At 44.4% G+C, this 16,656-nt stretch carries 8 protein-coding genes; 4 read left to right on the top strand and 4 right to left on the bottom strand.

What is annotated here, in order from left to right:
* Window positions 1–92: 92 nt before the first annotated feature.
* On the bottom strand, window positions 93–2,237 hold the full coding sequence (locus QUA34_RS00630) for a SpoIIE family protein phosphatase (RefSeq protein ID WP_333383242.1): 2,145 nt from the start codon (window positions 2,235–2,237) through the stop codon (window positions 93–95).
* Window positions 2,238–2,413: 176 nt separating this feature from the next.
* Between QUA34_RS00630 and QUA34_RS00625 the strand changes: the two genes are divergently transcribed.
* Both QUA34_RS00625 and QUA34_RS00620 read left to right on the top strand, forming a co-directional pair.
* Window positions 2,414–2,773, top strand: a complete 360-nt coding sequence (locus QUA34_RS00625; protein ID WP_333383240.1) for a VOC family protein — start codon at window positions 2,414–2,416, stop codon at window positions 2,771–2,773.
* A 3-nt stretch (window positions 2,774–2,776) separates the two neighbouring features.
* Window positions 2,777–4,057: a recombinase family protein gene (locus tag QUA34_RS00620; RefSeq protein ID WP_333383237.1), complete on the top strand. Its 1,281-nt coding sequence runs from the start codon at window positions 2,777–2,779 to the stop codon at window positions 4,055–4,057.
* A gap of 49 nt (window positions 4,058–4,106) precedes the next feature.
* Here QUA34_RS00620 and QUA34_RS00615 read toward each other — a convergent pair whose 3' ends face one another.
* The 3 genes from QUA34_RS00615 to QUA34_RS00605 form a co-directional block, all read right to left on the bottom strand.
* Window positions 4,107–5,324: an adenylate/guanylate cyclase domain-containing protein gene (locus QUA34_RS00615; protein WP_333383430.1), complete on the bottom strand. Its 1,218-nt coding sequence runs from the start codon at window positions 5,322–5,324 to the stop codon at window positions 4,107–4,109.
* Between the two features lie 194 nt (window positions 5,325–5,518).
* Complete coding sequence (locus QUA34_RS00610) at window positions 5,519–9,199, bottom strand: GAF domain-containing protein (RefSeq protein WP_333383234.1); 3,681 nt, start codon at window positions 9,197–9,199, stop codon at window positions 5,519–5,521.
* A 105-nt stretch (window positions 9,200–9,304) separates the two neighbouring features.
* Complete coding sequence (locus QUA34_RS00605; RefSeq protein WP_333383232.1) at window positions 9,305–10,858, bottom strand: ATP-binding protein; 1,554 nt, start codon at window positions 10,856–10,858, stop codon at window positions 9,305–9,307.
* Window positions 10,859–11,547: 689 nt separating this feature from the next.
* Here QUA34_RS00605 and QUA34_RS00600 point away from each other — a divergent pair.
* Window positions 11,548–12,837 carry an AAA-like domain-containing protein gene (locus QUA34_RS00600; RefSeq protein ID WP_333383229.1) on the top strand — a complete coding sequence of 430 codons (1,290 nt, stop codon included), beginning with the start codon at window positions 11,548–11,550 and terminating at the stop codon, window positions 12,835–12,837.
* 229 nt (window positions 12,838–13,066) lie between these two features.
* A complete protein-coding gene (locus tag QUA34_RS00595; RefSeq protein WP_333323488.1) occupies window positions 13,067–16,645 on the top strand; it encodes an AAA-like domain-containing protein in 3,579 nt (1,192 codons plus the stop codon).
* The last annotated feature ends 11 nt before the right edge of the window (window positions 16,646–16,656 follow it).

Genomic DNA, 16,656 nt, shown 5'->3' with positions numbered 1-16,656 from the left:
TTACAGGCGCAGAACTCGAAATCCTGTTTCTGCTTCGATGCTTGACCACTAAATCCAAGACCGCTGGTAGAAACCGGGTTGAGGACGGTAAATCATAAATTATGCACAATATTTCCCTGTTGCTTCAATACTAGCAAAGTAATGTCATCAAAAACCTTTTGTTTTCCAATAAAATTTCGCAAATCAGCGATGGTGGCTTCCTTGATTTGTTCGGCGCTCAAGTGCCAGTTTTGAGAAACAACTTCACAGAGTCTTTCAATACCATATAATTTTTTGTGCATATTTCTAGCTTCGGGAATGCCGTCAGTGTAAAGCACCACCCCGTCCCCCGGCTCTAAGTCTACTAAAACATGGCTAATCCAATCGGAAATATCCTCATCTAAGGCGAGCGGAAATCCTAAATTCATGGTGTCTATCCGCTGGATTTTACCACCTTTCCTGACCACAAGAGTTTCCTCATGTTGACCGCTGATACTAATTGTGCGATCCGCATAGTTTAGCAAAGCTAGTGTCATATTTTTGTCGGAGTTCATGCGCTGGACATTTTTATAAATAGTGCGGTTGAGGGTATCTAAAAAACGCACCGGGTTGGATTCTTGCATTTCTTGAAGAGTGCGGACAGCAGCTTGAGTCATCACCATCAAAATGCCGCTTTCTAATCCGTGTCCGGTGACATCACCAATGCAAATCGTGACAACCCCGTTAGTACAAAGTACGTCGTAGTAATCACCACCTAATTCCGAGGCTGGCTCCATAAATCCGGCAATATCTAAATCTTGAATGGCTGCGAGTTCAGCAGGTTTTGGCAGAATCAACTGCTGCATTTGTTTGAGCATATCGAGTTCGGAGCTCATGCGAAGGTTTTCCGCTTTCAGGAGCTGGTTGAGAGTGGCAATTTGTTTGGTGGCTGTGGCGAGTTCAGAGGTACGTTCTTTGACTTTATCTTCTAGTGTTTCAAAGGATTCTTGCAGTTGTATCGCCATGCTGTTAAAGGAATTTCTTAAGGTTTCAATTTCCCAGATTTGACTGGAAGCAACTTTCTGGTTAAGAGCACCACCTGCTAGATATTCTGAAGCTTGAGCAATTTGGTTTAGGGGGCGAGTAATCCAGCTAGCGGTGAAAATACCCACTCCAACAGAGACAATGAGAGCCACTATACACAGTAAAATTGTGTAGCGAGTGTTAGCATAAATCTGCGCCATAAAGTCCGCTTCAGGAACTACTACTACACTCAGCCAATTGAGACCGTACTTGTCAGTTAGCGGAGAAACTTGGATAAATTGCCGCTCACCGTTCAGCTTAAAGTCAAGTTGAACAGTTTGCTCGATATCTTCCAAATGCTTGAAGCGTTCGAGCAGATAAACCACACTCTGACGCATCAGCGGGTTGCTGCTTTCTTGTGCTTTTAGCCGCGTTGTATCTTTGCCTGTTCCCACCGAAAGAGGCTGTTCTTTAAGCGAGGTGGCTATTAACTCACCCTGGGGTTCAATGATAAATACTTGACCGGAATTACCCACCCTTAAGGTTTGCAGGAAGTGGCGAATTTGATCTAGTCCCATCTGGCAAGTCAGCACCCCAATTAGTTTCCCTTCGGCATCGTAATAGGGTACACTCGCATTAATTTGCAGCGTACCGTAGCCAAAATTAATATAAACTTCACTCCAAGCTGCCTGTTTCTTCTCAACAGCTACTCTGTAAAAAGGGCGCGTGCGAACGTCATAATTGGGCGTGTTTTTGTCGATTGTTGTCGGGTTTCCATTATCGTCAAGGTTGTAATATATCAAGTCGCCGCCCCCCGGAATCAGTTGCTGGGCAAGCTGAGGTTGTTCAAGTCCAACCAGCCGATTTACCCAACCCACACGCAGGTACTGACCTTTTTCGTTGGCAATTCCCGCGTGACCGATCGACTTAAATTGCAGAACTTGTTTCCAAAAATAGGGTCGAGCTTGCTCCAAATCGTCAAAGTTCAACACCCCCAAAGGTACAGCATCCTGATTAATCTGATTCACCAGTGGCGGAGCTTCCAGATAGGTTTGAACACGTTCGTAAACTCTCGCACTCACTTCCTGCCGCAACTGACTAACAATATCGTTGACTATCTGCTCTCCGTTTCTGTAAGAGAGATAGCCAACGCAGCCAACAGCAGCCAAAATTTGGAGAACAAAGGGAACTACCAAGACATTGCGGAGAGGGAATTTGCCCGCTTTGGAGACGATCGCACTTTTTTGAGAAACCATTGTTAAAAACACTCCCAGGGGGCAGTTTTTTGTTACAAGACTTGATAATAGATATATTAAGATCGACGGACAATGTTATCATATCAAAAACTCAACCAACATCAAAAAATCTGCGTTCATCATCGCTCATCTGCCTGCATCAGCGGTTAAAATAAAACAATAAATTCCAACAAACAATGCAAATTACTCAATCCCTCCACTCCGCCCTACTTATCTCCAACCTGGAAAAATCCCAACACTTTTACAGCACCGTACTAAAACTGCAAAAAATCGATCGCGACTTAAAATTTCCCGGAATCTGGTATCAAATCGGCGACTTCCAGCTCCACCTAATTTTAGGTGCAACAATTATCCCAGATGCCGTAGACCATGCCAAATGGGGACGCAACCGACATCTAGCATTTTCTGTGGCCAACTTAGAGGCAGCCAAACAGCAGTTAATCGCTCACAATTGCCCGTTTCAAATGAGCGCGTCAGGTCGATCGGCATTATTTACCCAAGATCCCGACGGCAACATCATCGAACTCAGCGAGTAACAGATGAAAATCATCGCTTATTCTTACACCGAACCGCTACTGGAAGCAGCACCCGCACCGGAAATTTGGGGCCAAGAAGTCGATCGCACCTATCAAGACTTAGGAGGGCGACAACAACTGCAACAACTCCTCAAAGACTGCCAAACAGAACCAGTCAAATACTTATTAATTCAGCGGTTTGAAGAACTCGGCGACACCGTACAGCAAGTGTGTTCGCACCTCGCCCAACTCGAAAACCTCGGCGTCGAAATCATCGTACAAGCAGAAACAGAACCGCGAAACCGCCAAAACTTGCTGCAAATCCTCGCAGAAATCCAGCGCAGCCAACACAGCCGGAGTATTCGCAAAGGACACGCCCGCAACCGCATCAAATCCCGGATTCCACCGGGTAAGGCTCCCTACGGCTACCGGCGCGGCAAAGATTGTTATACGATCGATAAAACCACCGCCCCCACCGTCAAAGACTTTTTTGAACACTTTTTAATTTACGGTTCCTTGCGAGGTTCCGTGCGGTATTTAGCCAAGAAATACAACAAAAAAATCTCTGTAAGCACCGGCCGTCGCTGGCTGACAAATCCCGCCTACCGCGGCGATTTGGAATATCAAAACAGCCAAGTAATTTCTAACACCCACGTCCCGATTATTTCCAGAGAAGAAGCCGCCCAAATAGACAGGTTGCTGCGCCGCAACCGCTGCCTTTCTCCTCGCAGCGCTAGCGCCCCACGTTCCCTCGCAGGTTTAGCAATTTGTGCCGAATGCAAATCGCCCATGACAGTTGCCAAAGTCACCTCCTACCGCCAAAAAAAAGAATACCTTTATTTGCGACCGATTAACTGTCCAAAACAGCCTAAATGTAGCGGCCTTTCCTACGATGAAGTATTGCAATTAACCATCGCCGGTATTTGTCGGGATTTACCCGATGCTGTTGCTGGGTTGCAAATGCCGAATATGAATGGAATTAAAGCAGGAATTGTCAGGGCGATCGCATCGAAACAAGAAATCATACAGCAACTTTCCGCCCTGATTGACAGCGGCATATTAGACACCGAAACGGCTGAGTTTAGAGCCTACAAAATCCGCACCGAAATTGCCGAACTGCAAAGCAAATTAGCGCAACTACCCCCCGTAAATTTGCGAGAAATTGCCCAAACAGTTTCCCTGCCGCAATTTTGGCTCGATTTATCAGAATCAGAACGCAGGTTTTACTTTCGAGAATTTATCGATCGCATTGAAATCGTCCGGGAACATACTAATTTGCAGTTGCAAATTATTTTCATTTTTTAATAATTAGTTCAACTTTCATCCGTAGCTTTTAGGTGAGATGCCCGACTTCTTAAAGCAGTGGGGTATTTGGGTACTCTATTACTTCGCTAGGAGAGGACTTCCTTTGACTATAATCGGTTTCAAACGCTGAATTATCTTTTTTAGCCTTTAGCCAATAGGCGATCATCTCTCCTTTTCCTTTAATCGCGATCGCACCTCTTTCTTCAAATAAATACCGATCTTTTAACACTTCGTAAATAGCAGTAGTAACTTGAATATATCCCGGTAAGCCTTGACATTCCATCCGAGAAGCAACATTAACAGTATCTCCCCACAAGTCATAGCTAAATTTTTTAGTGCCAATTACGCCAGCAACTACGGGCCCTGTATGAATGCCAATCCTAATTTGAAATGGTTCGCCTCTGTCAGTTTGAAAATCAGCGATCGCTTCCTGCATATCCAAGGCCATATTCGCGATCGCTTCTACATGATCTGCCCTCGGCACAGGCAACCCCCCCGCTACCATATAAGCATCTCCAATTGTTTTAATTTTTTCCAAACCGTGTTTTTCAGTTAGTTGGTCAAACCTTGAAAAAATCTGGTTTAGTACATTTACCAATTCTAGAGGTAACATTCTAGCAGCAATAGACGTAAAATCGACAATATCGGCAAAAAGAACTGTTGCTGAATCAAACCTCTGGGCAGGAGAACCCTCGCCCTTTTTCAAATTTTCAACAATCGCTGCTGGTAAAATATTCAGCAATAAATGATCCGACTTTGTTTGAGCAAGCCGTAAAGCTAGCTCCACCCCCTGCCGCTCTTTAATTTCGTTTTGCAAACGTTCGACAAGTTCTTGGCATTGCTTCGTTTGCTGTTGCAGTAACTGTTGTTGACTTTGAATTGTTAACTGATTTGCCACTCGTGCCAATACTTCTTTACCTTGAAAAGGTTTAGTAATATAGTCAACTGCTCCCACCTCAAAAGCTTTCACTTTATCTAAAACGTCATCTAAGGCGCTTAAGAAAATCACGGGAATGGAACTGGTTTTTGGTGAAGCTTTCAACTTTGCACATACCTCATATCCATTCATGTCTGGCATCATCACGTCCAGCAAAATTAGAGTTGGCGGAAACTCTTGCACTGTAGCGATCGCCCTTTGCCCGTTCAGCGCTTTACGAACCTGATACCCTTGTTCGGTCAAGATTGTAGATAAAAGCCGCACATTATCGGGCTTATCATCAACTACTAAAATGTTGGCTTGAATTGTAGGATAATGATGGCTGTCCATGCGATCGCTCACGGTAGTTGGTCAAGATAAAAGATATTAAGACTTAAGAAGTTTACCTCAAAAAAACGCAACGGTATAAAATCCGATTTACCTTGCTAAAAATAGATGGCTAGGAGACGGTATTGGGGCGTAATCTTAGGTCTTTTTTAAATAAAATAGCCTCCCAAGTTGAGATTAGTTGAAAACTGTTATTTTTACCTCGTTGCAACTGCTGACTGCGCTATCTCTATAATATCGTCAAATAGGAAATCCTGCACCAAAGTAGTTAAGTATTCTGCAGCAAAAGCAAACTCGCTCGGCATTTCCTCAATCAACTTAACAATTTTATCGTCGCAACATTCATGAGCAGCATGAGATATCTTTTCTACCCACTCAAGAGGCATTTGACCGAGTTGTGACTCGACAGATTGATTGCTAGTCACTCCGCTAATTTCGTTTTTATTTTCTAGTGGTGCATCAACAGATTCCTCGTAAATGTAACGTACTCCTAAAAGTTCTTCCATTTTCGCAAATAGTATCTTTGCCTCGAAGGGTTTACGCATGAAATCATCGCATCCTGCTCCTAAAATAGTTTGTCGTTCCTCTTCAAAAGCGCTCGCAGTAAGAGCAACTATTACAGTTTGTTTTCCGAGAGGATGAGCTTTAATTTTTCTGGTGGCTTCATAGCCATCCATGACAGGCATCTGCATATCCATCCAGATCAGGTGCGGTTGCCAATCCTCCCATACCGCAATAGCTTCTTGACCATCTCTAGCTTCCCGGACGAGGATGCCTAATGGTGACAATAATCTCTCTATGACTAGGCAGTTATCGGCGCGATCGTCAACAACCAAAATCCGGTATTCTGGTTGATTCGGTGCTAAACCCATTACTTTTTTCTGCGGTTTAAGAATTTTAATTTCAGTGGGAGTGGCATGGTTGATTTGAATATCAAATGCAAACTTACTTCCCAACTGAGGTGTACTGCTGACTGTAATATCTCCTCCCATCATTTGTACAAATTTGCGGCTAATTGGTAAACCTAATCCAGTCCCCTGTTGAGACTTTTGACCTGTTTTTGTTTGCTCAAATGGTTCAAATAACTTATTCATTTCTTCTGTGGCAATGCCAAGGCCAGTATCTTCAATTTCAAACTGAAGGCGTAACAATTCCGGGTAAAGGTGATTCGCGTCTACACAATCACAGTGTGCCAAGCTTTCGGACTCATTAAAACCAGTGCACCATCCGGGTTTCCTTTGTATAGCTGTGGTTTCAACCGCTAAGCTTTCGGAATGTTCAGAAGCCGCGCCGACAAGTTTTGTTTGTGTGTCCGAAAACTCTGCGGTTTCAGCCCCCAAACTTTCTTGTACCTTCTTTTTCACTCGCAAAGTAACGCTACCCCTCTCTGTAAACTTGATCGCATTTCCTACAAGATTAATCAAAATTTGCCGCAATTTACCTTCATCTCCCGTAACAAAGTGTGGTACGCCGTCACCCACTTCCAAATTTAGCTGCAATTTCTTAGATTTAGCTTTTAATCGGAACATTTCTTCTAAGGTTTTTAGCAAGCGCATTAAATTAAAACTGCTTTCATTAAGCTGACTTCTGCCGGCTTCTATTTTGGACATTTCCAAAATGTCATTAATTAGGGCAAGCAAGTGTTCACCGGCGCGATTAATAATTTCTAGGTGCTGTTGGTGTTGATTGTTGAGAGATGAATCGCGCACCATCACCTGACTAAATCCGAGAATGGCATTCAGGGGAGTCCGCAATTCATGGCTCATAGAAGAAAGGAATTCGCTCTTGGCACGGTTAGCTGTATCAGCAGCTACGACAGCTTTTTGTAATGCTGTTTCTGCTAATTTGCGATCGGCAATTTCTGTTTTGGCTTGTTCAAAAAGGGTGCATTGCTGGATGGCAATTGTTAGCTGCACGGAAATTTGCTTGAGAGATTCTATCTCAGAAGAGTTCCAATGCCTTTGACTGCGGCAGTGATGAGCAATGAGTAACCCCCATAGTTTGTCACCTTGCAAAAGGGGAACGACGAGGTTAGCTTTAATTTCCAACTCGCTTAGTAAATTAATGTGGCACTCTGAAATACCTGCCGTATAAATATTGTCGATCGCGCGGACGTGTCCCTGCTGGTAAATAGAGACATAGTGTTCTCGAAAACAAGGGTCATTAATATCAATTCCCAAAATCGGCATCGTACCGACAGATACCGACTCGACGGCTATAAATCCACTCCAATCTGGATTAAAGCGGTAAATAACTGTTCTATCAGTTGACAAAAACTGGCGGACTTCTTCCACAGCCATTGTCAGCACTTCTTCTAGATTAAGAGAGGAACGAATTCGCTCTTGCATGGAATTCACGAGCCGCTCCCTTTTTACTTGTTGCTGCAAAGCTGCTTCCGCCTGTTTGCGAGCAGTAATATCTACTCCATAACCCACGCACTCCACAGGTATGCCAGCAGAATTTTTGACTAACTTGATCTCATCGTATATCCAGCGATAAGTACCGTCTTTGTGCCGTTCGCGGTATTCGTAGGAAATCGATTCTTTTTCCAATATCTGAGCGAATGTAGTTGCAACATTTTCTCTATCGTCTGGGTGAATGAGGCTATGCCAATCAAGGGAACCATCAAGAAATTCTCTGGCTTCATAACCCATCATTGAAACAATATTATCGCTGACAAATGTTACGTCATAATTCCCCCCTAATTTGCAGCTAAAAATCACCGCCGGAGTAGTCGCCAGCAAATATTGCAAGCGTTCGGTGACAGAACGCAAGTTTAACTCGGCTTGCTTGCGATCGCGAGCTTCCATTGCTAAAGCTGCGATCTGCGCCACATAGCTAGCAAAGCTTTGTTCGTCGAGCGTCCAATTCCTGGTCGTTCCCTGATGTTCTAAACAAATTACACCCGCAATTTGCCCTTTATGGGTAATAGGAACATCTAGCATCGACGAGATGTTTAAAGGCCTCAAATAAGATTCGCTAAATTCTCGGGTGCGCGGATCGGTTTTGGCATCAACCGCTGCGAGTACCTGTTCTCTATTCAAAGCTTGGAAATAGCTAGGATAGTCAGCAACTTTCAGTGCTGCACCCCCGCTGTGTTGATTGGGTGTCAGTTCGTAAAGATCGGCACAGCACATCGCGGATTTATCTTCCTGATAAAACCAAATACTTGCCCGATCGACATTCAGGGTACGGGTTGCCATTTGTGTAATCTCTCTCAACGCCTCGCCGATATTTCCCTCGTAGATACTAGAATTTTTGGCTAATTCGAGCAAACCATTTTGTTGTTCTGTTAACCTAGTTTCTCGTTCGCGCAAAGCGGATTCAGCGGCTATTCTTTCTCTGATTTCAGCTTCTAAATAACCATTAATTTCTCTCAACTCGGTGGTGCGTTCTTGAACTTTAATTTCTAAGTCATCATAAGCGTGGCGCAACGCTAATTCCGCATCTTCCCGCACAGCAATCTCACTCTGCAACTTGCGATTTATGGCTTCTAATTCTTGGGGGGTTTTTAAAGACAAAAACTGGGGCAATAGTGTTACCATCGAGGCGGCGGTGTAGCAGGAAACCAGTGCAGTAACTCCTTTCTCAATCCCCGACAGCCAATAAGCAGAATGCCACAACGTCCAAATGTCTAGCAAGTGTCCCGTGCCGCAGAGAATAATAAATGCACCAAATAAAGCAAATATTCCTAAAAAAGGAACATCGCGCCGCTTGAAGATAAAATAAATCAGCATCGCCGGAATTGAATAGTAGGCGATCGCGATTAAAAAGTCCCCAGTTACGTGCAGCCACACTAAAGGCGTTTGCCAAAGATAGCAATGACCGTGAGGCATATACTGAGTTGGGGAAAAGATATTTTTGAGTGCTTCCCACATAATACTTGTTATTTGCAGATAATATGGATTTGATGATGCCTAAGTTAGGCAAAAAATAAAAGAAACCGAAAAATTTAGCTGGATTCAGCATTATTTATTAACGCCTCAACCCAGCTTGTTCATAACAGCTTGCTTTTGTACTAGGTGGCGCTCGCTAAATTGCGATCGCAAAGGAATTTCAATGATAAACTCAGTCCCTCTCCCAACCTCGGAAGTGCAGCGCAAATAACCTTCATGGGCTTGAATAATCTGATAAGAAATCGCCAAACCCAGTCCGGTACCAGCACCGATAGGTTTCGTTGTATAAAATGGATCGTAAATTTTAGCGATCGCATCATAATCTATGCCAGTGCCATTATCAGCAATGTGAATCTGCACCCACTTGCCATCAACTAAAAGCGTGCGGATGCGAATTTTTAGGAGTGGGCAATAGGTGTTTTGTAAGTTGTCAGAAAAATTATTTTCCCAATAGCCGTTGGGGAAATCACCCTGCGCTACACTCTGTTCTAAAGCATCAATAGCATTAGAAACAATGTTCATAAATACTTGATTAAGCTGTCCCGCGTAGCATTCCAATAGTGGCAAATCTCCATACTCTTTAATCACTTGAATCGGCGGACGGTTTGGTTGTTCTTTCAAGCGGTGCTGCAAAATCATTAAAGTGCTATCGATTCCTTCATGGATATTTACCTTTTTCATGTCGGCTTCGTCTAAGCGGGAGAAAGTGCGTAAAGATTTAACAATTTCCCTAATTCGCTCTGCTCCAATTTTGATCGAACGAAAAATTTTTTGCAGGTCTTCTAAAATAAAACCTAGATCAATTCTGTTAATCTTGTCTACAATTTCCGGTGCAGGAGTGGGGTAATAAACTTGATAAGCCTTAATCAATTCCAAAAGCTCTTTAATGTATTCCTCAGCCGGAATCAGATTGCCATAAATGAAGTTAACAGGGTTATTTATTTCGTGGGCAACCCCAGCTACCATTTGCCCCAAAGACGACATTTTTTCTGTTTGCACGAGTTGAGTTTGAGCGCCTTTAAGTTGTTGCAGAGCGTTCTCTAACTGTTGAGTTTGTTCTCGCAGTTTAGCTTCCGAGTGCCGCAATGAATTTTCAGCCAAAGAGCGATCGCGATTTTCCTGTTGCAAAAGTTCATTAGCAACTTCTAAAGCGATCGTCCTCTCCATCACCCGTTTTTCCAATTCTAGCATTAATTCCGAGAGTGCTTCTTGAGCTTGTTTGCGATCGCCAATCTCATTTTGTAAAGCTACATTTGCCACCGCCAATTGATCGGGACTGGGAATAGCCAAGATTTTTGGGATTAGTTCCACCAGCACTGCTGCTGTACATAGCGAAATCAGCGCCGTAATCCCTTTAAGAAAACCAGAGAACCAATAATTAGGATGCCACAGCGTCCATATTTCCATAATATGGGTAATCCCGCAGCAGATAATAAAAGAGCCAAACAGCAGGAAAACCCAGTCAAAAGGCACGTCTTGCCGCTTTTTGACAATATAAATCAGCGTAATCGGTATCAAAAAATAAGCGACGGCTATCAAGCCATCGGACAAAACGTGTAGCCTCACTAATCCCGGCTTCCACAAGTAGCAATGACCGTGAGGAATAAAATAATTTGAAAATATTTCATGAACCATTTGCATCAAATTAACTCGGTTATTTGCTAATATTTTTGAGAGGTGGTTACAGGAAAATTTAAAAAACTGCTGGCCCCAAAATAAAAATTAGGCTTTTGGACTTAACACTTGTGATGAGTAAATGCAGCGATATGAAACTACTTGTAATTAAATTAACATCAATCGACTAAGCTTTAGCAAGGTCAACTGTCACATTTTTAATTCTGCTTTCACTATCAACTGTGACACCGGCATGACATTTTGGGCAACGATCAAGAAAAACTGAGCGCAGATTCCTTTCCAGTAAGAGCGCCAGCGCCCATTAAAATTGGGTTATAGCACTGAGTGACCAGTCAGGCAACGGGGTAATTACCAGATTTAACGGATGTCACGGATTTAAATTAACGAAGAGAACCATTCTCAAAAACCTGTAGAGGTGCGTTCACTCTTGTACCCTTGAATAGTGCAGACAGGTTAAATAAATACACCCGCCCCCACCCCGCGAGGGAATTCTTGATTATTGACAGTGATACTCTTCGGGCATATTTAACCGATTTGATCAATTACCCCCTGAAAAATGTCGCGACAGGATCGTGTCGAAATCCAATCGGCGATCGCTCTAAGCTTTACACTCAATCATAAGTGATAATATCAACGATACACTTATATGGTTATTGCTCGTTATGACGATAGATGAGGTACTACAGCTAACTCGTGTGCGATTACAAAAAGATTTATATCCCGTACAAGAAATCATACTCCGCCAAGTTTGGGAAGGAAAGACTTATACAAGTATCGCATCTGCCTCTCATTACGGAGAGCATTACCTGAGAAACATCGCCTCATCCTTGTGGCAATCTCTCTCTCAAATCTTGCAGACATCTATTAGCAAATCAAATTTTCGCTCTTGTGTAGAATCACGTTCCCTGACCACAGAGGAACGAGAATTAATTGAAGAATTCACCCGCAGCGAATGCCTCGCAACACCTTTAGAATTTCCCGGCTCTCCCGTGCCCCTCGGTTCGCCATTTTATATCCATCACCCGCTAATTGAAGAACTCGCCTATCGAGAGATTACCAAACCAGGAAGTGTGCTGCGGATTAAAGCTCCCAGGAAGATGGGAAAAAGTTCCCTTCTGCTAAGGATTTTAGATCGTGCAAGTTCTCTTGACTATCGAACAGTAAGTTTAGATTTTCAGCAAGCCGAGGAAGCTGTTTTAGACAACCTCGATAAATTTTTACGCTGGTTTTGTGCCAACATCAGCCGTCACCTAGAATTACCACCTCTATTAGATGATTATTGGGATGAAGACATGGGTAGCAAAGTAAGCTGCACCATATATTTGCAACAATATGTATTAGCAGAAATCAGTACCCCTCTTGTGTTAGCTTTAAATGAAGTAAATAGAATTTTTGAGTATCCAAAAATTGCCCGAGAATTTTTGCCGCTGCTGCGAAGCTGGCATGAAGAAGCAAAGCGGATTAAAACCCTGGAAAAACTGCGGTTAATTGTTCTTCACTCCACAGAAATTTATATTCCTTTAAAGCTCACTGAATCGCCTTTTAATGTCGGTTTACCCCTGCAATTGCCCTATTTTACAGGAGAGCAGATACTTGCTTTAGCCCAGCGTCACGGACTGGATTGGACAGATGGCCCCAATGGCGATCGACTAATGGCAATGGTGGGGGGACATCCTTATCTGGTGCGGCTAGCTCTTTACCACCTGTGTCAAAACAGTGTAACGCTAGATCAGCTACTACAAGAAGCTCCGACAATAGCGGGAATTTATAAGGATTACTTGCGGAGTTTTTGGGCAACATTCCAAGAGTATCCCGAACTTGCGGTTGCACTTAAACAAGTGGTAAAATCGGAACACGGAGTGGAATTAGAGCCGATAGTGGCTTCTAAATTATTTAGTATGGGACTGATTAATATCGATAACAACCGCTGTACGCTAAGCTGCGAGTTGTACCGCCTCTATTTTGGTTCGTACAACTTTATTTAGAGTCGGCTTTACAGTTTCTTTTCGTAATCCAATATCCGCCTTGAAAACTCCACTTTTCCTGGCGATTGGAAATCGCTGCTATACAAACAAAGTCCGCCTACCCGGACTAAAAAAAGGGGTAATTAACCAAAATTGGGCATTATTTATATTATAATGAAGCTCCAGCACCACATCCTCACCTCTAAATAAATTTACTACATACTCACCTTTAAACCCACCCATAAACGGCATGACCCAGGTAACATACCAAATTGGGGGCAGTCTCGCGAGTGATGCGCCTACATACGTAGTGAGGCAAGCAGATTCCGAACTTTATGAAGCCTTAAAAGCTGGCGAATTTTGTTACGTCCTTAACTCCCGGCAAATGGGTAAATCTTCTCTCTTAGTCCGTACCCTGCACCGACTGCAAGCCGAAGGATTTCAATGCAGCACGATCGACCTGACCCGCATCGGTAGCGAAAATATCACTCCCTTACAATGGTATAAAGGAATCGTTGGGGATTTGTGGCGCAGCTTCAATTTGTTAGGAAAAGTTAATTTAAAAACTTGGTGGCGCGACGAAGAAGAGGTCTCATTTTCGCAAAGATTGAGTCATTTTATTGAAGATATCGTGCTGGTCAATTTTCCTCACGAGCGGATATTTATATTCATCGATGAAATCGATAGCATTCTCAGTTTGGATTTCGCTGTCGATGATTTTTTTGCCTTAATTCGGTTTTGCTACAATCAGCGAGCGATTAATCCAGAGTATAACCGCATTACTTTTGCAATTTTTGGAGTAGCGACGCCAAGCGATTTAATTGCCGACAAAAAGCGAACTCCTTTTAATATCGGTCATGCTATAGATTTGCATGGTTTTGAGCTGCACGAAGCCCAACTATTAGTTAAGGGATTAGAGAGTGCCGTCAGTAATCCTCATGCCGTTCTCAAACAAATATTAGCTTGGACTTCAGGACAGCCATTCCTCACCCATAAAATTTGCTATTTGGCGTATAGAGCCAGCCGAGAAACGGCAGGCGGATTAGTAAATATTCCCCCGGGAACAGAGGCATTTTGGGTGGATAGTTTGGTACGATCGCAAATCATCGACAAATGGGAATCGCAAGACGAACCGGAGCATCTGAAAACGATAGGCGATCGCATCCTGAGAAACGAACAACGCGCCGGAAGATTGCTCAGCATTTACCAGCAAATTCTGACCCCCCCGCCTTCGGCTCCCCCCCTTACTAAGGGGCGGCTAGGGGGGGTACCAACCGATGACAGCCGAGAACAAATCGAACTATTGCTATCGGGTTTAGTGGTAAAGAATGCAGGCTATTTGCAGGTAAAAAACCGAATATATCAAGAAGTATTTAATATAGAATGGGTAGAAAAAAAATTAGGACAACTGCGTCCTTACTCCCAATCTTTCGATGTTTGGGTCGCTGCCAAACAAACAGATGATTCGCGCCTTTTGAGGGGACAAGCCTTAAAAGATGCTCAAATCTGGATGCAGGGAAAAAGTTTGAGCGATTTAGACTATCAATTTTTAGCAGCTAGCGCCGAACTCGACAAACAAGAAATGCAACTGACCTTAGAAGCAGAAAGGTTAAAAGAAGTCGAAAAAAATGCCAGACGGCAAAAGTGGTTTATTGCTGCACTCTCTTTAGCATTAGCGATCGCCCTCGGTTTAGGAACAGCAGCTTTTTGGCAATATCGTCGAGCTACATTGAGTGAGGTAGAAGCGATCGCCACCTCCTCCGAAGCCCTCTTCACCTTAGAGCAAAAATTAGACAGCCTCATCGCCGCCATCAAAGCCAAGCGCAAACTGCAACAACTGGGTGGAGCAAATCCCGAACTAGAAAAGCGCGTGCAATTATTACTAGAGCAGGCAGTTTATGGAGCTTCCGAGTTCAACCGCTTATCAGGACATCAGGCGACACTGTATAGATTAGCAATCAGTCCCGACGCTCAGACCATTGCCTCTGCAAGTACAGATAACCAGGTCAAACTCTGGCAGCGAGATGGCACCCTGATTGCGACTCTTCCCCACAACGGTATAGTGTGGAGGATGGCTTTTAGCCCCGATAGCAAACTCCTCGCTTGCGCCAGTGGAGATGGCACAGTTAAAGTTTGGCAGCAAGAGGGAACATCTTGGCCGGGTCCCAAACTCCTACACACCCTTGAGGGACACAGTAAGGAGTTTAACGGTGTGGCGTTCAGCCCAGATGGCGAGACTTTAGCTGCATCCGGTGAGAATAACACCGTTAAACTCTGGGACAAAAACGGCAATTTATTAACCATTCTCGATCGCACCGATGCGGTGAGGAGCCTGAGCTTTAGCCCCGACGGGGAAATGCTCGTTAGCGCAAGTGCGGAGGGTACGATCCGATTGTGGAAAAAAGACGGCCCATTCTGGGACGCAGTAAAGTTACTGCGAACGTTTCAAGCACATAGCGCTGCAATTTGGGAGGTCGAGTTCAGTCCTGACGGCGAGATATTTGCCTCCGCGAGCATGGATAAAACTGTTAAACTTTGGCCCTCCCATGCCCCGTCAGACGAAGAGTTACAGCCCCTGCGAACCCTTAAAGGTCACGCATCTGGCGTTGAGAGTCTAGATTTCAGTCCTGACGGTGAGATTATCGCCACAGCCAGCGGCGATCGCACAATCAAATTTTGGAGCAAAGACGGCAAAGATCTCAGAACTTTTGCAGGACATCGCAGTGCGCTATGGAATATCGCTTTCAGTCGTGACGGCAGTTTCATTGCTTCCCTGGGTATAGGAAATGCTGTCAAACTTTGGCAGCCGAAAAACATTTTTTTCTTGCCCCTGCTAGGTCACGACGCTGCTGTTTATAGAGCTGCTTTCGCTCCTGACGGTAAAATCGTCGCCACTGCCAGTACAGACGGCACGGTGAAACTTTGGCGCGTCGATGGCACGTTGCTGAAGACGCTTAAGGAGGGTACAGGGGGGCTTTGGGATGTGGCATTCAGTCCTGACGGTAAACTTATTGCTTCAGGGGGTGAAAAAACAGTTAAACTCTGGCACAAGGATGGCAGATTTCTGAGAGAAATCAACGCCCACAAAGGTGTAGTTTACGGAATTACTTGGAGTCCGGACGGTAAAATTATTGCCTCCGCAAGCTCAGACGGCACGGTGAAACTCTGGCAGCCAGACGGCGTGTTAGTGCGAACTCTGAAGCTAGATGGCAACGCCTTCTGGAGTGTGGCCTTTAGCCCTGATGGAAAAGCTTTAGCCGCCGTCGGTAGCAGCGGTACTCTCGCGATCTGGAAGCCCGATGGCACTTTGTTGCAGGCGATTGATGCCCATCAGGCTATGACTATGGGGGTCAGTTTCAGTCCCGATGGCAAGACGATCGCCTCAGCCAGTACAGATGGCACCGCCAAACTCTGGAAATTAGATGCCTTATCGACTCTTATTGACACCTCAGTTCCTCACTCTTCACAGCTACGGAGAACGCTTAAAGGTCACGCACAGGGAGTGCAGGGAGTTTCCTTTAGCCCGGATGGTGAAATCGTCGCTACGGCAAGTCTGGATAACACGGTGAAACTCTGGAATAAAAATGGCATCTTGCTGAGGACGCTCACGGGACATAGAGGTTTGGTGACAAAAGTTTCCTTTAGTCCCGACGGCACTTTCCTTGTCTCCGCCAGCCATGACCAAACGGCGATTTTGTGGGATGTGAAGCGAATTCTCAATACAGATCCACTGGTGTTTGGTTGCAATTGGGTGCGAGATTATTTGCGAACAAATGCCGATGTGAAAGAGGAGGACAGACATTTGTGCGATGCAGTGGGCGATCGCTAAATTATCCGAAA

This window comes from Microcoleus sp. POL10_C6, from assembly GCF_036701585.1.
Classification (GTDB): Bacteria; Cyanobacteriota; Cyanobacteriia; order Cyanobacteriales; family Microcoleaceae; genus Microcoleus.
Note: the sequence above shows the minus strand (reverse complement) of the source record. Positions and strands in the feature narration are given on the sequence as shown.

Coding starts and splice junctions, on each gene's coding strand:
- QUA34_RS00630 (WP_333383242.1), bottom strand. CDS start 2,237: ATGGTTTCTCAAAAAAGTGCGATCGTCTCCAAAGCGGGCAAATTCCCT.
- QUA34_RS00625 (WP_333383240.1), top strand. CDS start 2,414: ATGCAAATTACTCAATCCCTCCACTCCGCCCTACTTATCTCCAACCTG.
- QUA34_RS00620 (WP_333383237.1), top strand. CDS start 2,777: ATGAAAATCATCGCTTATTCTTACACCGAACCGCTACTGGAAGCAGCA.
- QUA34_RS00615 (WP_333383430.1), bottom strand. CDS start 5,324: ATGGACAGCCATCATTATCCTACAATTCAAGCCAACATTTTAGTAGTT.
- QUA34_RS00610 (WP_333383234.1), bottom strand. CDS start 9,199: ATGTGGGAAGCACTCAAAAATATCTTTTCCCCAACTCAGTATATGCCT.
- QUA34_RS00605 (WP_333383232.1), bottom strand. CDS start 10,858: ATGCAAATGGTTCATGAAATATTTTCAAATTATTTTATTCCTCACGGT.
- QUA34_RS00595 (WP_333323488.1), top strand. CDS start 13,067: ATGACCCAGGTAACATACCAAATTGGGGGCAGTCTCGCGAGTGATGCG.